This window comes from Nocardioides sediminis, assembly GCF_003047295.1.
Classification (GTDB): domain Bacteria; phylum Actinomycetota; class Actinomycetes; order Propionibacteriales; family Nocardioidaceae; genus Nocardioides; species Nocardioides sediminis.
Genome location: NZ_PZYZ01000003.1, coordinates 120,695 through 141,279, shown reverse-complemented (window position 1 = coordinate 141,279; position 20,585 = coordinate 120,695). Strand labels below are relative to the sequence as shown.

11 protein-coding genes are annotated in these 20,585 nt (G+C 72.4%); 8 read left to right on the top strand and 3 right to left on the bottom strand.

Annotated features, from left to right (window positions below):
• The first annotated feature begins 200 nt into the window (after positions 1–200).
• The 6 genes from DAI17_RS09570 (at position 201) to DAI17_RS09545 (ending at position 12,468) form a co-directional block, all read left to right on the top strand.
• Positions 201–2,828, top strand: coding sequence for an FtsK/SpoIIIE family DNA translocase (locus tag DAI17_RS09570; RefSeq protein WP_107772698.1), 2,628 nt, complete (start codon positions 201–203; stop codon positions 2,826–2,828).
• The gene (locus DAI17_RS09565; protein ID WP_107772697.1) at positions 2,828–4,657 is read left to right on the top strand and encodes a helix-turn-helix domain-containing protein; all 1,830 of its coding nucleotides are present in this window, start codon (positions 2,828–2,830) and stop codon (positions 4,655–4,657) included. The genes DAI17_RS09570 and DAI17_RS09565 overlap by 1 nt, the downstream gene beginning before the upstream one ends.
• Before the next feature lie 44 nt (positions 4,658–4,701).
• Positions 4,702–6,258 (top strand): 30S ribosomal protein S12 methylthiotransferase RimO, encoded by a 1,557-nt coding sequence (rimO, locus tag DAI17_RS09560; protein WP_107772696.1) that lies wholly within the window; start codon positions 4,702–4,704, stop codon positions 6,256–6,258.
• Positions 6,255–6,881 (top strand): CDP-diacylglycerol--glycerol-3-phosphate 3-phosphatidyltransferase, encoded by a 627-nt coding sequence (gene pgsA, locus DAI17_RS09555; protein ID WP_107772695.1) that lies wholly within the window; start codon positions 6,255–6,257, stop codon positions 6,879–6,881. Before rimO ends, pgsA begins: the two co-directional genes overlap by 4 nt.
• 111 nt (positions 6,882–6,992) lie before the next feature.
• Positions 6,993–9,278, top strand: a complete 2,286-nt coding sequence (locus DAI17_RS09550) for a bifunctional metallophosphatase/5'-nucleotidase (protein ID WP_107772694.1) — start codon at positions 6,993–6,995, stop codon at positions 9,276–9,278.
• Positions 9,279–9,381: 103 nt separating this feature from the next.
• A complete protein-coding gene (locus DAI17_RS09545; RefSeq protein WP_107772693.1) occupies positions 9,382–12,468 on the top strand; it encodes an ExeM/NucH family extracellular endonuclease in 3,087 nt (1,028 codons plus the stop codon).
• Positions 12,469–12,542: 74 nt separating this feature from the next.
• Here DAI17_RS09545 and DAI17_RS09540 read toward each other — a convergent pair whose 3' ends face one another.
• Positions 12,543–14,312: a glycoside hydrolase family 15 protein gene (locus DAI17_RS09540; protein WP_107772692.1), complete on the bottom strand. Its 1,770-nt coding sequence runs from the start codon at positions 14,310–14,312 to the stop codon at positions 12,543–12,545.
• A gap of 28 nt (positions 14,313–14,340) precedes the next feature.
• Here DAI17_RS09540 and DAI17_RS09535 point away from each other — a divergent pair, with 28 nt between their 5' ends.
• Positions 14,341–14,829, top strand: coding sequence for a CinA family protein (locus DAI17_RS09535; protein WP_107772691.1), 489 nt, complete (start codon positions 14,341–14,343; stop codon positions 14,827–14,829).
• Between the two features lie 58 nt (positions 14,830–14,887).
• A complete protein-coding gene (locus tag DAI17_RS09530) occupies positions 14,888–15,217 on the top strand; it encodes a helix-turn-helix domain-containing protein (RefSeq protein WP_107772690.1) in 330 nt (109 codons plus the stop codon).
• An 11-nt stretch (positions 15,218–15,228) separates the two neighbouring features.
• On the opposite strand, the gene DAI17_RS09525 is transcribed toward DAI17_RS09530, so the two are convergent.
• Complete coding sequence (locus DAI17_RS09525; RefSeq protein WP_107772689.1) at positions 15,229–16,020, bottom strand: DNA-formamidopyrimidine glycosylase family protein; 792 nt, start codon at positions 16,018–16,020, stop codon at positions 15,229–15,231.
• Positions 16,013–20,575 carry an ATP-dependent helicase gene (locus DAI17_RS09520; RefSeq protein ID WP_107772688.1) on the bottom strand — a complete coding sequence of 1,521 codons (4,563 nt, stop codon included), beginning with the start codon at positions 20,573–20,575 and terminating at the stop codon, positions 16,013–16,015. The genes DAI17_RS09525 and DAI17_RS09520 overlap by 8 nt, the downstream gene beginning before the upstream one ends.
• Positions 20,576–20,585 lie beyond the last annotated feature (10 nt).

Below are 20,585 nucleotides of genomic sequence, written 5' to 3'. Positions count from 1 at the left end.
GCGCCACTCGGAACAAGACCGCCCGAGTGATCCCGGTCACCCTAAGTAGCGAAGGCGTGACACCGGAACCCCCCGAAGGAAGGTTTGTCGTAACACTTGTGTGTCGCGCCCGTGTCGCGGACGTCCCCGGCGTCGAGCCGGGGGTGCGACACGCTCCTGTGATCCGTGGGGCTGGTGTGACTCTCCCGTAGGGTCGCGGCATGGCGACCCGTACGTCTTCCCCGCCGGGGTCGCGGAGCACGAGCACGTCCAGGTCCACCGCCTCCCGAGGTGGTGGGTCCAGGTCCTCGAGCACCCGACCCCGGAGTACCAGCAAGAGCCCGGCACGCACGAGCAAGGGCGGCTCGCGCACGCCCGCTCGCCGTCCCGCCGGCCGTCCCGCCCCGCGGGCGGTGCGCAACGGGCCGGGACCGGTCGCCCGCACCTTCGGCGCGCTGGGTCGCGCCGTCGCGTCGGTCTGGCTGGGGGTGGCCCACGCGCTCGGGGCCGTGGCCCGATCGATCGGCCAGTCGGCCCGCGACCTCGAGCCCGAGCACCGTCGCGACGGTGCCGGGCTGTTCGTCATCGGCCTGGCCATGGTCGTCGCGGCCGCCGTCTGGTGGCAGCTGCCGGGCGGCGTCATGGACTTCATGCGCTCGGTCACCGCCGGTGCGGTCGGCAAGGTCGGGTGGCTGGTGCCGCTCTTCCTCGTCTACGCCGGGTGGCGCACGCTGCGCGACCCCGAGCGCAACGGCCCCGCCGGACGGCAGGTCATCGGCTGGTCGGCGTTCGCGCTGGGGATCCTCGGCATCGTCCACATCGCCAACGGCAACCCGCAGCCCGAGCTCGGTGACGCCTCGTCGCTGCAGCAGGCCGGGGGAGCGGTGGGCTTCGTCATGTCGAGCCTGCTGCTCGACCTGTTCCGGACGCCGTACGTCGTCGTGCCGATGCTGGCGCTGCTCGCGTTCTTCGGCGTCCTGATCATCACCGCCACGCCCGTCTACCAGATCCCCACGCGCCTGGCGGCGGCCCGCGACAAGGTGCTCGGCCGCACCGCACCCCAGGAGCCCGCCGGGGAGCTGGAGGCGCCGACGACGCCGATGCGCACCCGCCGCCGCGGCATGCTCGACGAGATCGACCCCGAGGCCGGCGACCCGGCGTACGACTCCCCGGTCCTGGAGGACCGCGAGGTCAAGCGGCGCCGTCGCAAGAAGGACACCGAGGAGGGCACCGACGCGGGCATCGACCTGTTCGCCGACGCCCCCACGGAGACCACCCCGGGGGTCCCGGGTGCCGTCGTCACCGAGGCGACCGGCGAGGTCGAGCCACCGCCGCACACGCCGCTGCCGCAGCGCGTCGAGCAGCTCGCCCTCTCCGGCGACATCACCTACTCCCTGCCGGACAACTCGGCGCTCAAGCCCGGCTCGGTCCACAAGGCACGGTCCAAGGCCAGCGACGCGGTGGTCGAGCGGCTCATGCAGGTGATGGAGGAGTTCGGGATCGACGCCGCCGTCACCGGCTACACGCGTGGCCCGACGGTCACCCGCTACGAGGTCGAGCTCGGACCCGCGGTCAAGGTCGAGAAGGTCACCGCGCTGTCGAAGAACATCGCCTACGCCGTCGCCTCGGCCGACGTGCGGATCCTGAGCCCGATCCCCGGCAAGTCCGCGATCGGCATCGAGATCCCCAACACCGACAAGGAGATCGTCTCCCTCGGCGACGTCTTGCGGTCCAACACCGCGCGGGCCGACCACCACCCGATGGTGGCCGGGCTCGGCAAGGACGTCGAGGGCGGCTTCGTGGTCGCCAACATGGCGAAGATGCCGCACCTGCTGGTGGCCGGCGCCACCGGCTCCGGAAAGTCGTCGTTCATCAACTCGCTGATCACCTCGATCCTGATGCGCTCGACGCCCGACGAGGTCCGGATGATCATGGTCGACCCCAAGCGGGTCGAGCTCAACGCCTACGAGGGCGTGCCCCACCTGATCACGCCGATCATCACCAACCCCAAGAAGGCCGCCGAGGCGCTGGCCTGGGTCGTGCGCGAGATGGACATGCGCTACGACGACCTGGCCAACTTCGGCTTCCGCCACATCGACGACTTCAACAAGGCGGTGCGGGCCGGCAAGGTCGAGGTGCCCCCGGGCAGCGAGCGCACGCTCGCGCCCTACCCCTACCTCCTGGTCATCGTCGACGAGCTCGCCGACCTGATGATGGTCTCCCCGCGCGACGTCGAGGACTCGGTCGTCCGGATCACCCAGCTCGCCCGTGCGGCGGGCATCCACCTGGTGCTGGCCACGCAGCGACCGTCGGTCGACGTCGTGACCGGCCTGATCAAGGCCAACGTGCCGTCGCGGCTCGCGTTCGCGACCAGCTCGCTCGGCGACAGCCGGGTCATCCTCGACCAGCCGGGCGCGGAGAAGCTGGTCGGCCAGGGTGACGGCCTCTTCCTGCCGATGGGTGCCTCCAAGCCGGTCCGTGTGCAGGGGTCCTGGGTCAGCGAGGCCGAGATCCAGCAGGTCGTCAAGCACTGCAAGGACCAGCTCGAGCCGACGTACGTCGAGGACGTCACGGCCCCCAAGGAGTCCAAGCGTGAGCTCGACGACGACATCGGCGACGACATGGAGCTCGTGGTCCAGGCCATCGAGCTGGTCGTCTCCACCCAGTTCGGCTCGACGTCGATGCTGCAGCGCAAGCTGCGGGTCGGCTTCGCCAAGGCCGGGCGACTGATGGACATCCTCGAGAGCCGCGGCGTGGTCGGGCCCAGCGAGGGATCGAAGGCACGTGACGTGCTGGTCAAGCCGGACGAGATCGACGGGGTCATCGCCACGATCGAGGGGAGTGCGTGATGGGTGCTGCAGAGCTGTACGACGCCGACGGTGCGTCGCAGGGGGCCGGCGAGGGGACGGGCGAGTCGCTGTCCGTCGCCCCCGACGTGGTCGAGGTCCGCCGCAACGGCGCCCTGGCCGCGGCCGTGGGCGCGGTGGCCGCCGCGGTCGCCATCGCCTACCTGGCGCGGGCCGCCCAGTCCGGCGCGGTGCTCGACTGGGTGCTGGCGGCCGTGCTGGGCCTGGTGTCCGTCGGCTGGCTGCGCGCCTTCGTCGACGCCCGCACCCCGCTCCTGGTCGCCGACGCGCAGGGCGTGCGGATCCGGCTCGGCCACACGTGGCGCGGCCTCCCGTGGAGCGCTGTGCACCACGTGGAGCACAGCCCCCGGCGCGGGCTGCTCCGCGACGGTCGCCTCGTGGTGGTGGCGCACAACGAGGAGCTGGTCCTCGACGAGCTCGACGCCCGCGGGCGCCGGCAGGCCGGTCTCTCCCAGCGCATGTACGGCGGTCCGCTCGCGGTCCCGCTGGGACTCTCCACCCGCGTGCTGGGTGCCGGGGACGACCTGACCGTGGCCCTGGACCGGGTGGCCATGCGCTCGGCCGAGGTCGTCGTGCTCGACGCGTCCACCGACGAGGTCCACGACGAGGTCGGCGAGGACGCCACCGGGGACGACCGCGTCGAGGACGGGGTCGACGCCTCGGAGCACCCGACGCTGGTCCGCGACCCGCGCCCGTTGCTCGCGGCCGGCATCGCCCGGCTGGCCGCCCTCGTGCCGAGCCGGTCCGAGCGCACCGAGGACGTCGGGGACGGCCAGGACCCCGAGGGCCTGGACGACCCGGGACTCGAGCCGGGCGCCGACGACACCGACGTCCCCGCCGACGAGCCGGAGCCGGTCGTCGCCAGCGCCACCCCGTCCCCGCTGCGCGAGGCCGCGAGCGCCCGTCGCTCCGAGGTCCGCCGCGACCTGGACCGCGTGGACGAGTCCGAGCCTGCTGGCCGCGAGCTCCGTCGTCCGGGCAGCGTCAGCCTCGTCGAGGACACCCAGGCCTGGGGCGACCGCGTGCGCCCGATCGCCCGCCAGGGCGACGTCGTCGAGCCGCTGGTCATCGACGAGTTCGCGACCGTCCCGGCCGCCGACCCCGTCGTGGGCCCCGAGCTCGCCGCGGCCCGCACCCGGCTCGGCCTCACCGTCGACCAGCTCGCCGAGCGCACCCGCATCCGTCCGCACGTGATCGAGTCGATCGAGGTCGACGACTTCGCCCCGTGCGGCGGCGACTTCTACGCCCGCGGACACCTGCGCACGCTGGCCCGGGTCCTGGGCATCGACGTCGCTCCGCTCCTGACGTCGTACGACGAGCGCTATGCGCACGCCCCGATCAACCCGCGGCGGGTCTTCGAGGCCGAGCTGGCCACCGGCGCCAACGGATCGATCCGCAGCACCCGCGGCGGACCCAACTGGTCGGTCCTCGTGGCCGTGGTCATGGCCCTGGTGCTCTGCTGGTCGATCGCCCGGCTGGTCATGGACACCCCGACCGAGCTCCGCAACGCCTCGCCGGTCCTCAACGGCTCGGGTGGGCCCGGCGGTGCGGGCGCGGCGGCGACGGCCGACCCCGTGCCGGTCGTCGTCACGGCGGCCACCGGTGGTGCCCACGTCGTCGTCCGCGACGGCGCGGGCGAGATCGTCTTCAAGGGCAACCTCGCCGTGGGGGACGTCCGCGAGCTCGACGCCGCCCCGCCGGTGCGGGTGCAGTCCACCGACGGAGCCGTCACCGTCGCGCTCGACGGCCAAGACCCGCGGCCGGTGGGCGACCCCGGCATCGCGGGCCAGGGGACGTTCGTCCCCCGCTGACCATTTCGTCCGGGGCCACCCCTCGGGGGATACTCGACGACGCGATGACGACCACTTCTGCTGACACCCGCCACGCGCCGACCGGCACCCCCCTCAACGTGGCGGTGGTGACCCTCGGGTGCGCCCGCAACGAGGTCGACTCCGAGGAGCTCGCCGGACGGCTCGAGGCCGACGGGTTCCTGCTCGTGGCCGACCCCGAGGACGCCGACACGGTGGTGGTCAACACCTGCGGCTTCGTCGAGGCCGCCAAGAAGGACTCGGTCGACACGCTCCTGGAGGCCGCCGACCTCAAGGACGGCGGGCGTCCGCAGGCCGTCGTGGCGGTGGGCTGCCTCGCCGAGCGCTACGGCAAGGACCTCGCCGAGTCCCTCCCCGAGGCCGACGCCGTGCTCGGCTTCGACGACTACCCCGACATCGCCGCGCGGCTGCGCGCGATCGTCGCGGGGGAGACCCACCAGGCGCACACGCCGTCCGACCGGCGCCGGCTGCTGCCGATCAGCCCGGTGGACCGTGACGCGTCGGCCATCTCGGTCCCGGGCCACGCGCCCGCCGGCCCCTCGGACGCCTCCGAGATCGGCGCGGGGGCGCCCGCGACCGGGCCGCGCGCCGTACGCCGCCGTCTCGACTCCGGCCCGATGGCCCCCCTCAAGCTCGCGAGCGGCTGCGACCGGCGCTGCTCGTTCTGCGCGATCCCCAGCTTCCGCGGCTCGTTCGTGAGCCGACGTCCCAGCGACGTGCTGGCCGAGGGTCGCTGGCTGGCGACGCAGGGCGCACGCGAGCTGTTCCTCGTCAGCGAGAACTCGACGTCCTACGGCAAGGACCTCGGCGACCTCCGGCTCCTGGAGACGATGCTGCCCGAGCTGGCCGCCATCGAGGGCGTCGACCGGGTGCGCGTGTCCTACCTCCAGCCGGCGGAGACCCGGCCCGGGCTGGTGGAGGCCATCGCCGGCACCCCCGGCGTCGTGCCCTACTTCGACCTGTCCTTCCAGCACGCGAGCGCCTCGGTGCTGCGCCGGATGCGGCGGTTCGGCGACCCCGAGAGCTTCCTGGGCCTGCTCGAGCAGATCCGTGGCCTCGCGCCGCTGGCGGGGGTCCGTTCCAACGTCATCGTCGGCTTCCCCGGTGAGACGGAGGACGACCTGCAGACGCTGTGCGACTTCCTCGAGGCCGCGCGCATGGACGTGACCGGCGTCTTCGGCTACTCCGACGAGGACGGCACCGAGGCCGCGACCTACGACGGCAAGCTCGACGAGGACGAGGTCCGCGCCCGCACGGAGCACGTCACGGCGCTCGTCGAGGAGCTCAACGCCCAGCGCGCGGAGGAGCGGGTCGGCGAGACCGTCTCCGTGCTCGTCGAGTCGGTCACCGACGGCGTGGTCGAGGGACGGGCCGAGCACCAGGGCCCCGAGGTCGACGGCACCACCACGATCGAGGGCGGCGCCGGCCTGGGTGTCGGGGACGTCGTGCTCGCGGAGGTCGTGGCCACCGACGGGGTGGACCTGGTCGCGCGAGCGACGAATGAGCTGGTCGCGCGAGCGACGAATGACGCGGTCGCGCGAGCGACGAACGACGCCGCACGTCCGACGGGAGCACAGGCATGAGCGACACCGGCCGCACGACCTCCAACTGGAACGTCCCCAACGCGCTGACCACGCTGCGGATCGTGCTCGTGCCGTTCTTCGGCTGGGCGCTGCTCCAGGAGGACGGGTCCTCGCCCACGTGGCGCTGGGTCGCCTTCGCGATCTTCGCGGTCGCGATGATCACCGACAAGATCGACGGCGACATCGCCCGCAAGCACGACATCGTCACCGACTTCGGCAAGATCGCCGACCCGATCGCCGACAAGGCGATCACCGGCATGGCCTTCATCGGCCTCTCGATCGTCGGCGACATCTGGTGGTGGGTCACCATCGTGGTGCTGCTGCGCGAGTGGAGCGTCACGCTGCTGCGCCTGTCGGTCCTCAAGGACGTGGTGATCGCTGCCTCGCAGAGCGGGAAGATCAAGACCATGTTGCAGGGCGTGGCGCTCGCGGGCCTGCTGATGCCGTTGCCGCACGGCGACGCCCACGGTGGCGCGTTCGACTTCTGGCCCGGCTCGCTGGGCGAGGTCCTCTTCTACACCAGCCAGGTGTTCCTGGCCGGTGCCGTGGCGATGACCCTCTGGTCGGGCTACGAGTTCTTCCGGGACGTCGCGCGGCAGCGACGTACGGCCCAGGTCGGCTGACAGCCGGTCGGTCACCAGACGTTCACGTGTCACACCCTTTTGAGGGGCTCCGGGAGGCGAGCAGCGGGTTAGGGTGACCCGGCTCACCCACATCCCGGAAAGGCTCACCCTGTGTCAGCTCCCTCCCTCTCGCGCCGCTGGGTCGCAGCGGCGACCGCCTCGGGCGTCCTCGCGGCGCCCCTGGCCGTGGTCGGACTCACGTCCGCTCCCGCCCACGCTGCGCCGAACGTCGAGATCAACCTCGTCGCCGTCAACGACTTCCACGGTCGCATCAACGCGAACACCACCAAGTGGGCGACCACGGTCGAGCAGCTCACGGCCGAGAACCCGGCCAACACGCTGATGGTCGGTGCGGGCGACCTCATCGGCGCCTCAGAGTTCGCCTCGGCGATCCAGAACGACCAGCCGACCATCGACGTGATGAACGTGCTGGGCCTGGACGCCTCCGCGGTCGGCAATCACGAGTTCGACAAGGGTTGGGCGGACCTGCGGGACCGCGTCATCGGCCCGGACGGCTCGCGCAACGCCCAGTGGGACTACCTCGCCTCCAACGTGACCATCAAGGCCACCGGCGCGACCGCGCTCGACCCGTTCGCGACGTACACCGTGAACAACGGGACCCCGGCCGACACCACGGACGACGTCACCGTCGGCGTGGTCGGCGGCGTGACCGACGAGACCCCGAGCCTCGTGAGCCCCGCCGGTGTCGCCGAGCTGCAGTTCTCCGAGGAGGTCGCGGCGGCCGCGAAGTACGCCGACATCCTCAAGGACGGCAACCCCGCCAACGGTGAGGCCGACATCGTCGTGGCCACGTTCCACTCCGGTGCCGCGGTCGGCGCCGGCTCGTCCTTCGCGGCGGAGGTCGCCAAGGGCGGCGTCTTCGCCCGGATGGCCAACATGACCGGCAGCGTGGACGCGATCATCAACGGTCACACCCACCAGACCTACGCCTGGGAGGGTCCGAAGCCGGGTGGTGGCACGCGTGCCTACATCCAGACGGGTGAGTACGCCGCCAACGTGGGCCAGATCAAGCTGGCCGTCGACGCCGGTGCTGCTGGCGGCCCCGCGGTCACCGGCTTCACCGTGAAGAACGTCGCTCGTGCCGCCGAGGCGGACCTCACCAACCCCAACGTCGACAAGGTCAAGAGCATCGTCGACGCCGCGCTGGCAGAGGCGAAGGTCGTCGGTGACAAGCCCGTCGGTGCCGTCACCGCGGACATCTCGCGCGCGTACGACGGTGTGGACTCCGCCGGCAAGCCCGTCGAGGACCGCGGCTCGGAGTCCCCGCTGGGCGACCTCGTGGCCAACGCGCTTCGCGACGGCATCCCCGCCGACATCGCCAAGCCGGACCTCGGCATCACCAACCCGGGCGGCCTGCGTGCCGACCTGCTGTTCAAGGGCGACACCACGAGCAACCCGGCGAACACCGACGGCGTGGTCACCTACGCCGAGGCCAACAACGTGCTGCCGTTCGTCAACAACATCTCGACCGTGGCCCTCACCGGTGCCCAGATCAGGAAGATTCTCGAGCAGCAGTGGCAGCCGGCCGGCTCTCAGCGGGCGTTCCTGCACCTGGGACTTTCCGACAACGTGCAGACCACGCTCGACCCGAGCAAGCCGGTCGGCCAGCGCGTGACCTCGATCCATGTCAACGGCGCCCCGATCGACCTGGCCAAGACCTATTCGGTCTCGACGTTCTCGTTCCTGGCCACCGGTGGCGACAACTTCACGGCCTTCAAGGAGGGCACGATGAAGGACACCGGGCTCGTCGACCGCGACCTGTGGATCAAGTACCTCACGGACCGCAAGCCGGTCTCGCCGAACTTCGCCCGTGAGCAGATCTACGTCTCGGGCCTCCAGGACACCTACCGGGCCGGCGACAAGGCCACGGTCGTCCTCGAGCGCCTCGACATGCTGCCGAGCTTCAAGAACACCCGCCTCGACCTCGTGCGGGTCAAGAAGGACGGCTCGACCAAGGTCTTCGGCACCGTGCCGGTGACCGACGGCAAGGCCCGCGCGGTGTTCACGGTCCGCGGTGGCACGGAGGTGCGGATCGTCGCGCAGGACTCCAAGACCACGCTGGCCCGCAGCGTCGTGCTGACCAAGCCGACCCTGTCGCACAAGGTCTTCCCCAAGAAGGCCCGCAAGATCAAGGCCAAGAAGACCAAGGTCCGCATCAAGGTCAAGGCCAAGTCGTCCGTCGACCTCGAGACCAAGGGCCGCGTGACGGTCAAGGTGGCCGGCCGCAAGTACAACGCCAAGGTCAAGGACGGCGTGGCCAAGGTCAAGCTGCGCAAGTTCGCCAAGCCCGGCAAGTACAAGGTGGTCGTGAAGTTCCGCGGCAACAACACCTTCCTGGCCACGAGCGAGCGCTTCAAGCTCCGCGTCAAGCGCTGATCAACCCAGTGGGGGTCCGGTACGCCGGGCCCCCACTGCTCTGCCCGCCTCCTCGCGGGCGACCTCCTCGGCAGCACCCACCACACCCTCACTCGGAGAACCCATGCCCGTACGTCCATCCATCCGGCGCAGCTCCCTGCTCGTCGGACTCGCGGTCGCGGCCACCGGCCTCGTCGCGACCCCCCTCACCGCGACGGCAGTCAGCACGACGCTCGTCATCAACGAGGTCTACGTCAACGGTGGCTCGACCGGCGCCACCTGGACCCACAAGTACGTCGAGATCCACAACAAGTCGGCGTCCGCCATCGACCTGGCAGGCACCTCCATCCAATACCGCTCGCCGACCGGCAGCGGCGCGTCCTCGACTGCGGTCCCGCTGACGGGCACCGTGCCCGCGGGTGGCTACTTCACGGTCCAGGGTGGCAGCAACGGCTCGAACGGATCGGCCGTGCCCGGGGTGGACCAGGTCGCCGGAGGCCTCAACCCCGGCGCGGGCGGCGGAACGATCACGCTCGCCTCCGTGCCTACAGCCGTCGATCCCTCGACGACGACCAACATCATCGACAAGGTCGGTTGGGGCACCAGCAACGCGCCCGAGGGCACGGCCGCCACGGGCAACAGCGTCACCAAGTCCCTCTCCCGCAGCGCCACGAGCGTGGACACCGACGTCAACAGCGCAGACTTCACGGCGACCGACGGCGGGACGCCCGATGCGGTCAACACGACTGTCGTCGTGCCGCCCGTGGACCCGCCGGACGCCGGCGACAAGACCATCGCGGAAATCCAGGGCACGGGCGCGGAGAGCCCGCTCAAGGGCTCCACCGCCACGACGACCGGGGTCGTCACCGCAGCCTTCCCGACGGGTGGCTTCAACGGCTTCTACATCCAGACCGGTGGCCCGGACACGACGCCGGGTGCCTCCGACGGCATCTTCGTCTACGAGCCAGGCTTCAGCGGGATCGAGGTCGGCGACTCCGTCGAGGTGTCCGGTGAGGTCAAGGAGTTCAGCGGCCTGACGGAGATCGACGCGACCACCGTCACCGAGCTCACCGAGGCGCTGCCTCCGGCGGTGCCCAACACCGAGATCCCGGGAACCGACTGCGCCCTGCCGGGCACGGACTGCCCGACCGCGGCCGAGCTCGACGCCGAGCGCGAGGAGCTCGAGGGCGAGGCCTTCCTGCCCACCGCCCCGATGACCGTGACCGACAGCTACGACTTCGGCGTGACCTCCAGCAGCTTCTTCGGCGAGATCGGCATCGCTGCGGGCTCGACGATCCCGCTCGTCACGCCGACCGAGGTCGTCGACGCCCAGGACACGGCCGGCGTCGCCGCGCGGACGGCGTACAACGACGCCCACCGCGTCGTCCTCGACGACGGTTCGTCGACCAACTACTGGAACACCGCCAACACGGCCGCCGGGCAGGACAGCCCGCTGCCGTGGCTGACCGCCGACCACACCGTGCGCGTGGGTGCCGCTGTGACCTTCGACGAGCCGGTGGTCCTGGACTACCGCTTCGGGTGGAAGCTCCAGCCGCAGCGCCAGGTCGTGGGCGTGCCGACCGGTCTGGTCACCTTCGAGCAGGACCGTCCCGCGGCCCCCGCGCCGGTGGGTGGTGACCTCAAGCTGGCCACGTTCAACGTGCTCAACTACTTCACCACCCTCGGTGGGGACGTGGACGGTTGCACGGCGTACGTGGACCGGGACGACAACCCGATCGCCACGCGGTCGTGCAGCGGCAGCAACGGCCCCCGCGGAGCCTGGGACCAGCCCAACTTCGAGCGTCAGCAGGCCAAGATCGTCAAGGCCATCAACACCATGGACGCCGACATCGTCTCCCTGGAGGAGCTCGAGAACTCCCGGACCGTCGACGGCACCTCCCGTGACGAGGCCATCGGGGCCCTGGTGGCGGCGCTCAACGCCGCCGCGGGCGGCCAGCGCTGGGCGTTCGTGCCCTCGCCCGCCGTCCTCCCGGCCAGCGAGGACGTCATCCGCAACGGATTCATCTACGACCCGTCCTCGGTCGAGCTCGTGGGCGAGAGCGAGCTCCTCGACGTTCCGGCGTTCGACAACGCTCGCGAGCCGCTCGCGCAGGTCTTCAAGGCCAAGGGCGGCGCGGACGTCCAGAAGTTCGCCGTCATCGTCAACCACTTCAAGTCCAAGGGCTCGGGTGTCGACGACGGCACCGGTCAGGGCAACGCCAACCCGGACCGTGTCGCGCAGGCCAAGGCACTCACCGCTTTCGCGAGCACCTTCTCGGCCGCTCGCGGCACCGACAAGGTCTTCCTGACCGGTGACTTCAACGCCTACTCGATGGAGGACCCGGTCCAGGAGATCGAGGCGGCCGGCTACCAGTCCCTCAAGTCCACGGACGACCCGGACGAGGAGACCTACAGCTTCGCCGGGACCTCTGGATCGCTGGACCACGTCTTCGCCAACGCCGCTGCCAAGGCCATGGTGACCGGTGTCGACGTGTGGGAGACCAACGCCAACGAGTCGGTCTACTACCAGTACAGCCGCTACAACTACGTGGGCACGGACCTGTACCGCCCCGACGTCTTCGCCGCGTCGGACCACAACCCCGAGGTCGTCGGCATCAAGCTGCCCGCCGTCGACCCCGGCACGCCCGCGCCCACCGTCGAGGCCACGGTGACCCCGCAGCGCGTGGTCGTCGACCGCACGCGCGCCATGGCGCACGTCAAGGTCACGGCCGACGGCAAGCCGGTCGCCACCGGCGGCACCGTCGAGGTGCGCGAGGGCTCCACGGTGCTCGCCTCGGCGCCCGCCGGCAACGGGGTCGTCAACCTGAAGCTGCCCGTCTTCGAGACCGTCGGCGAGCACACGCTGACGGTCCGGTACGTCGCGGGCTCGGGCGCCGTGACCGAGAAGGCCGTCGTCGTGGACGTGCTCAAGGCGGCGTCCGACGCCAGGGCCAAGGCCACGGCCAAGGCCGGCAAGGCCACGGTCGTGAAGGTCCGCGTCGGCGCCCAGGGCGAGAAGGCCACCGGCAAGGTCAAGGTCAGCGTCAAGGGCAAGCCCGCGACGGCCACGAAGGTCCGGCTCAAGGGGGGCAAGGCCACGGTCCGCCTCCCCGGACTGCGCCCCGGCCGCTACACCGTGGTGGTGCGCTACCTCGGTGACGACGAGACCAAGCGCTCGCGCGAGCTGGTCAAGCTGCGCGTGCGTCGCTGACACGCAGTCCGTCACGGAGAGCGGTTCCCACCCCGCGCTGCTGCGCGGGGTGGGGGCCGTTCGTCGTACGTGCGTCAGCGCAGCGCCAGCGCCGCCTGCACCAGGGTCAGGTGGCTGAACGCCTGCGGGAAGTTGCCGGCCATCCTCCCGGCGTCGGTGTCGTACTCCTCGGACAGCAGGCCGACGTCGTTGGTCAGTGCGCACAGGCGGTCCATCAGGGCCGTTGCGTCGTCGCGGCGTCCCGCGCGGACGTAGGCGGACACCAGCCAGAACGAGCAGGCCAGGAAGGGGTGCTCGCCGCCCTCCAGCCCGTCCACCCCGGTGCGGGTGCGGTAGCGGTGCAGGAGCCCGTCGTGCATGAGGTCCTCCTCGATCGCCGTGATGGTGCCGAGGACGCGCTCGTCGTCGCCGGGCAGGAAGCCGACCAGGGGGATGTTGAGCAGGCTGGCGTCGAGCTCGCGGGTGTCGTAGTGCTGGGTGAACGTGCCGCGCCCGGCGTCGTAGCCGCGCTCGAGGACCTCGGCGTGCACGTCGTCACGGAGCTTGCGCCACTGCTCGACCGGACCGTCGAAGCCGTGGCGCTCGACCGCCCGGACAGCCCGGTCGAAGGCGACCCAGACCATGACCCGCGAGTGGGTGAAGTGCCGCTTCGGTCCGCGGATCTCCCAGATGCCGTGGTCCGGCTCGTCCCAGTGCGTGGCCAGCTCGTCGACCAGCGCCCGCTGGAGGGCCCACGACTGCGGGGACTCCACCAGACCTGCGTCCCGGGCGTCCTGGAGGGCGATCATGACCTCGCCCAGCACGTCGGTCTGGCGCTGGCCGACCGCTCCGTTCCCGATGCGCACGGGCCGGGACCCGGCGTACCCGTCCAGGTGGTGCAGCTCGTGCTCGGGGAGCCGGCGGCCGCCATCGACGCCGTACATGATCTGCAGGTCCTGCGGGTCACCGGCGACGGCGCGCAGCAGCCAGTCCCGCCAGCCCCGCGCCTCGTCGGTGTAGCCCGCGGCGAGGAGCGACTCCAGCGTGAGCGCGGCATCGCGGAGCCAGCAGAAGCGGTAGTCCCAGTTGCGCTCGCCGCCGAAGTCCTCGGGCAGCGAGGTGGTCGGGGCGGCCACGATCCCTCCGGTCTCCGCGTGGGTCATCAGCCGCAGGGTGAGCAGGCTACGGCGCACCAGGTCGGCGTGCGGCAGGTCCTCCACGCACGTCAGCGCCCAGCGCTCGTGCTCGACGCGCGTGGCCTCGATGCGGTCGTCGTAGGGGAGCGGGGCGGGCAGCTCGTGCCAGGACTGCACCCACGTGGTGCAGAAGGTCATCGTCTCGCCGGCGGCGAGGTCGAACTCGTCGGCGTGGTGCCCGTCGACGGCGTGCGGGAGCCGCGGGCCCGACAGGATGAGCTGGTCGGGGCCGGCGGTCGCCACGATGACCTCGTGGCCCGCCACCTGCTGCCGGGTCACCCACGGCCGGACGCGCCCGTAGTCGAGGCGCACCACCCACTCGTGGCACACCCGGACCGATCCCTCGGCGCAGCGCAGGGTCCGCACCAGGTCGGCCCGGCCGTCCCGCGTCGGCATGACGTCGCGCAGCACGAGGACGCCGGTGGGGGTGGTGAAGGTCGTCTCCAGCACCGCGCTGTTGCCGACGTAGCGACGCGAGGTCTCCACGCCCTCGGTGTCGGACGGTGCGAGGCGCCACCGGCCGTTGTCGCCGTCGCCGAGCAGGGCGGCGAAGCAGGCGGGGGAGTCGAAGCGCGGCAGGCACAGCCAGTCCACGGATCCGTCCCGGCCGACCAGCGCCGCGGTGCCACGGTCGCCGACGAGTGCGTAGTCCTCGATGGGGAGTGCCATGCCAGCCAACGTAGCTAGAGTCCCCAGCATGGCCACGGACCCCGAGCGCATCGTGGCGCTCCTCACGGCCCGCGGGCAGACCGTGGCGACCGCCGAGTCGCTCACCGGCGGTCGCCTCGCGGCCGCGCTGACCTCGGTCCCCGGGGCGTCCGCGTGCATGACGGGCGGCGTCGTCGCCTATGCGACGGAGGTCAAGGTGGGGGTGCTCGGCGTCCCCGCCGAGCTGGTCGCCGAGCACGGGGTGGTGTCGGAGGAGTGCGCGGCCGCGATGGCGACCGGGGTGCGCGACCTGCTGCGTACGACGTACGCGATGGCCACCACGGGGGTCGCCGGCCCGGATGCCCAGGAGGGGCACCCGGCCGGGCACGTGTGGGTCGCCACCGCCGGCCCCACCGGCGTCGAGACCCGGCTGCTGGCGCTCGAGGGGGACCGGCCGGCCGTCCAGGACGCGAGCTGTCGTGAGGCGATGTCGGTGCTCTTGGGCATGCTCGGGCGGGAAGAACCAGCGCTCGGGTAGCGTTGGCCACCACGGAGCCCTCCACGGGCGGGCCCTCCACGACGGGAAGGACAGCGCCATGGTGCTCTTTCGACGCATCCTCGGTGAGGTGCTCCGCACCGCACGGATGCAGCGCGGCCTGACCCTGCGCGAGGTCTCCGCCGACGCCCGGGTCAGCCTGGGCTACATCTCCGAGATCGAGCGCGGCCAGAAGGAAGCGTCCTCCGAGCTGCTCGCCTCGCTGTGCTCTGCGCTCGACCTGCCGCTCTCCGACGTGCTCCGCGAGGTCTCCGACGCCGTGGCCGTCGAGGAGCTCGCCCAGGGCCTGCGCCGCGTGGAGTCGGTGGAGGCCACGCCGATCAGCTCGGCCCGCACGTCGGCCGGCGACGTGGTCGCCTCCGCCGCCTGACGGCTTGTCGCTCAGCCCTCGGGCTGGCAGCGCGGGCACCAGTAGGACGCCCGCTCCCGCTCGGCGGGTCCGCGCATGGCCACCCGGACGGGCGTCCCGCAGCGACGGCACGGCGCGTTGTCGCGGCGGTAGACCCACATCCGCTCGCGGGGACGGAGGTCGCCGGTGGTGGACTGGATCGCCCGCTCCTTGTTGAGCTCGAGCATCTGCCGGGCCCGGCGCACGAGCCGCTCGAGGTCGGGGACGTCCCCGACCGGCAGCAGCGGGTGGACGCCGCTGGTGAAGCACAGCTCGGCCATGTACATGTTGCCGATGCCGGCCAGGTTGGTCTGGTCGAGCAGGGCCTCGGCCACCGGCCGCGTGGGGTCGCTGCGCAGCCGGCGCAGTGCCTCCGCCTCGTCCCAGTCGTCCCCGAGGAGGTCGGGGCCGAGGTGACCGACGACCTCGTGCTCGTGGGAGCGCGGGACCAGCTCGATGATCCCCAGGGAGAACCCGACCGCAGCACGAGCGTTGGTGCGCAGCACGACCCGCGCCTGGGTCACCGGTCGCCGCCACTTCTCGTGCAGGGGGTAGACGTGCCAGCTGCCCTCCATCTTGAGGTGGGTGTGCAACGTCCAGGCATCGTCGTGCTCGATGTGGGTCAGCAGGTGCTTGCCGCGGGAGAAGGTGCCGGTCACCCTGGCCCCGGACAGGTCCACGGTGGCCAGCTGGGGCACCCGGAAGTCACTCGCCTCCAGGACGTGGCCGGTCAGCGCCCGGTCGAGCTTGCGGGCGGCGCGGTAGACGGTGTCGCCCTCAGGCACGCATCCTCAGTCCCTTCGGGGTGGCCACGAAGCCGGCCTCGTCCAGCGCAGCACGCAACGGGGTGCTGCCACCGCCCAGGAGGGCCGCTCCGTCGGCGCGCTCGACCACGAGCTTGCCCAGGGCCCCCCGGCGGGTGGCGTCGGCCAGGGCGGCTGCCGCCGGCACCAGCCGCTCCGGGTCGTCGCTCCAGGTGAGCAGCGTCCGGCCGCCCCGCTCGACGTACATCGTCAGGTCGCCGTCGACGAGCACGACCAGGGCACCCGCCTTGCGACCGGGGCGGTGTCCGGCCTTCTCGACGGCCTTCTCGACGGCCTTGTCGCCCGTCTGGTCGGCGCCCCGGCCGCTCGCATCGGGCCAGGGCAGCGCCGCGCCGTAGGGGTTGGCCGGGTCGGTGGCGGCGAGGGTGACGGCTCCCGGTTTGGCGTCGGCGCGCTCGCCGAAGGTGCGCAACCGGTCGATCGCCCCGGCCGTGCCGAACTGGGCGGCCCCGAGTCCCTCGATGAAGTAGCCGCGGCGGCACCGGCCGGTGTCCTCGAACGCCGAGAGCACCTTGTAGACCCCGGCGAAGCCGCCCGCGACGCGCTCGCTCATCACCGCGCCCCGGGTCACGACGCCGTGCCGCTCGAGGAGGTGCTCGGCGGTCGCGTGGGCACGCCGGGTGGGGTCGGAGTCGCGCTCGGGGAGCAGGGCCCATCGGCCCGCGGTCTCCGGCGGTCCCGTGCGCACGGGCATCCGGCCGCCGGGACGGCCGCCGGTGCGGAGCCGGGGCGGCGTCCGGCGGGTGCGGTGGCTCGCGTTGCCGGAGCGCACCAGGGCCCGGAGCGGAGTTACGGTGTCGTTGGTCAGCCGTCCCTGCCAGACCAGCGACCACAGCGCGGCCGAGAGCTCCGCGTCGCTGGTCGAGCCCACGCGGTCGGAGAGCTGGCGGAAGAACCACGCGCCGCCGGGGTCGAGCGCGTCGAGGACCGCACGCTCCACGGCACTGGGCTCGACGTCGGAGATGTCGGGCAGCGTCAGCTCGGCCTGGTCGGCGAGGTGCAGGCTGACCCAGCCGTCGCTGCCGGGCAGGGGCGAGTGGCCCGCCCAGACGACCTCGCCGGAGGCGGTGAGCTCGTCGAGGTAGGACGGCTCGTAGTCGCGGACCCGCGCCGCGAGGACGAGGGGCTCGAGCGCGCTGGCCGGCACGGGGCACCCGGCCAGCTGGTCGATGGCGGCCACCACGCCGTCGACGCCGCGCAGCTTGCCGCCGACCCGCTGCCACGCCGGCAGGAAGCGCGCCACGGTGTCCTGGGTGACCGGCTCCACCTCCTTGCGAAGACGCGCGAGGGACCGCCGCCGGAGCTTGCGCAGCACCTCCGCGTCGCACCACTCGCTGCCGCTGCCGGAGGGCCGGAACTCGCCCTCGAGCAGCCGCCCCCGGGAGACGAGGCGCTGGAGCGCGTGACGGGCGACGGCCTCGCCCAGGCCGAGCCGCGCCGCCACGTCGGCGGTGGTGAAGGGCCCGTGGGTGCGCGCGTAGCGGGCGATGAGGTCGCCGATCGGGTCCTCGTGCGGCTCGGTGAAGACGTCCGGGGTGCCGGGCGGCACGGGCACGCCCAGGCCGTCGCGCAGTCGCCCGACGTCCTCGACCGTCGTCCAGCGCTCCTCGCCGGCGATGCGGGCGGGGACCACGCGGCGTACGTCGGAGAGGGTGGTCAGCCACGCGTCGACGTCGGCACCCTCCACCGACCGGTCGGCGATCTCGGCAGTGCCGAGCGGCCCGAGGAGCCGCAGCATGTCGGCCACCGCCTCGGCGTCCCGGGCGCGGCGGTCGGGGGCCAGCCACTGGAGCTCGGCCTCGACCTCGGCCAGCACCGAGGGGTCGAGCAGCTCGCGGAGCTCGGCGCGCCCGAGGAGCTCGGCGAGCAGCCCCTGGTCGAGGGACAGTGCGGCGGCACGGCGCTCGGCGATCGGTGAGTCGCCCTCGTAGACGAACTGGGCGACGTAGCCGAACAGGAGGCTGCGTGCGTAGGGGCTCGGCGTCTGGGTGGCGACGTCGACGACGGTGACCTCCCGTCGCTGCACCCGCTGGAGGAGGGTGACCAGGGCGGGGAGGTCGTAGACGTCCTGCAGGCACTCGCGGATGGCCTCGAGGACGATGGGGAAGGACGGGTACTGCGAGGCGACCTCGAGGAGCTGGGCGCTGCGCTGGCGCTGCTGCCACAGGGGGCTGCGGCGCCCGGGGTCCCGGCGGGGGAGCAGCAGGGCGCGGGCCGCGCACTCGCGGAACCGGCTGGCGAACAGGGCCGAACCGCCGACCTCCTGGGTGACCAGCTGCTCGATCTCGTCGGGCTCGAAGACCACGACGTCGCCGCCGGGCGGCTCGTCGTCGGTGTCGGGGATGCGGATGACGATCCCGTCGTCGGAGGCCACCGCCTGGCCGTCGATGTCGTAGCGCTCGCGCAGCCGGGCGTTGATCGCCAACGCCCAGGGCGCGTGCACGGGGGTGCCGTAGGGGGAGTGCACGACCAGTCGCCAGTCGCCGAGCTCGTCGCGGAAGCGCTCGACGAGCAGCTGGGTGTCGCTGGGCAGGGCGTTGGTGGCCTCCTGCTGCTCGGTCACGTAGGTGACCAGGTTGCCGGCGGCGTAGTCGTCGAGCCCGCGCTCGAGGGCGCGCTCGCGGGCCTTGGCCGGGGTCGCGCCGGCCAGCTCGCGGGTGAAGCTGCCGATGGCCTCGCCCAGCTCGGCCGGGCGCCCGAGGGAGTCGCCCTTCCAGAACGGCAGCCGCCCCGGGATGCCCGGCGCGGGGGTGACCAGCACCCGGTCGTGGGTGATGTCCTCGATCCGCCAGCTCGTCGCGCCCAGGGCGAAGATGTCGCCCACGCGCGACTCGTAGACCATCTCCTCGTCGAGCTCGCCGACCCGGCTCGCCTTGTCGCCCACCAGGAACACGCCGAAGAGACCACGGTCGGGGATGGTGCCGCCGCTGGTGACCGCGAGGCGCTGGGCGCCGGGGCGTCCCGACAGCACCCCGGTGACCCGGTCCCACACGATGCGGGGCCGCAGCTCGGCGAACTCCTCGCTGGGGTAGCGGCCGCTCAGCAGGTCGAGGGTGGCGTCGAAGGCGCTGCGTGGGAGGGCGGAGTACGGCGCGGCGCGGCGCACGAGGGCATAGAGGTCGTCGACCTCCCAGTCCTCCATCGCCGTGCAGGCGACGACCTGCTGGGCCAGCACGTCGAGCGGGTTGGCGGGCACGGACAGCGACTCGATCGCGCCGCTGCGCATGCGCTCGACCGCGACCGCCGTCTGTGCCAGGTCGCCGCGGTGCTTGGGGAAGAGCACCCCCCGGCTGACCTCGCCCACCTGGTGGCCGGCGCGGCCGACGCGCTGGAGGGCGCTGGCGACGCTGGGAGGAGACTCGATCTGGACGACGAGGTCGACCGAGCCCATGTCGATGCCGAGCTCGAGGCTGCTCGTGGCCACCACGCAGGGGAGGCGGCCGCGCTTGAGGTCGTCCTCGATGAGGGCGCGCTGCTCCTTGGAGACCGAGCCGTGGTGGGCCTTGGCGATGATCGTGCCGGCGCCGCCGCCCTGTCCCGACTGCGCCATGACCTGCGCAGGGACGGACTGGGCGGCCCCGTCCTCCCCGGGATCGCCCCCGGCCCGCTCCGTGGCGATCTCGTTGAGCCGGGCCGTGAGGCGCTCGGCGAGGCGTCGTGAGTTGGCGAACACGATGGTCGAGCGGTGCTGCTCGACCAGGTCCACGACGTGTTCCTCGACGTGCGGCCAGATGCTGGTGGCCCGTTGCGGGTCGCCGGACTCCTCGTCGTACTCCTCGGGGGCGGTCATGTCCTCGACCGGGACGACCACCCGCAGGTCCCACTCCTTCTCGCTCGGCGGGGCGACGATCTCGACCGGCTCGCTGCCGCCGAGGAAGCGTGCGACCTCCTCGAGCGGCCGCACCGTGGCGCTGAGGCCGATGCGCTGGGCCGGCTCGTCGAGGAGGGCGTCGAGCCGCTCGAGGGAGACGGCGAGGTGGGCGCCGCGCTTGCTCCCGGCGACCGCGTGCACCTCGTCGAGGATGACCGTGTCGATGCCGCGCAGCGACTCGCGGGCCTGGCTGGTCAGCATGAGGAACAACGACTCGGGCGTGGTGATCATGATGTCCGGCGGGCTGCTCGTCAGCCTGCGTCGGTCGGCCGCCGACGTGTCGCCGGACCGCAGCCCGACGGTGAGGTCGGGCAGGCTGGTGCCCAGCCGCTCGGCGGTGTGCCGGATGCCGGTCAGCGGGGCACGCAGGTTGCGCTCGACGTCCACGGCCAGCGCCTTGAGCGGGGAGATGTAGAGGACGCGGGTGCGCCGGCTCTTGTCGTCCGGCCGCTCGGCGGTCAGCAGGGTGTCGATGGCGTGCAGGAAGGCGCTCAGCGTCTTGCCGCTGCCGGTGGGCGCGACGACCAGCGCGTGCTTGCCGGCCGCGATCGCGTCCCACGCGCCCTCCTGGGCGGCGGTCGGCCTCGCGAAGGCGGCCTCGAACCACGCGCGGGTCGGGGCGCTGAAGTGGTCGAGGGCCGGCATGGGGCCAGTC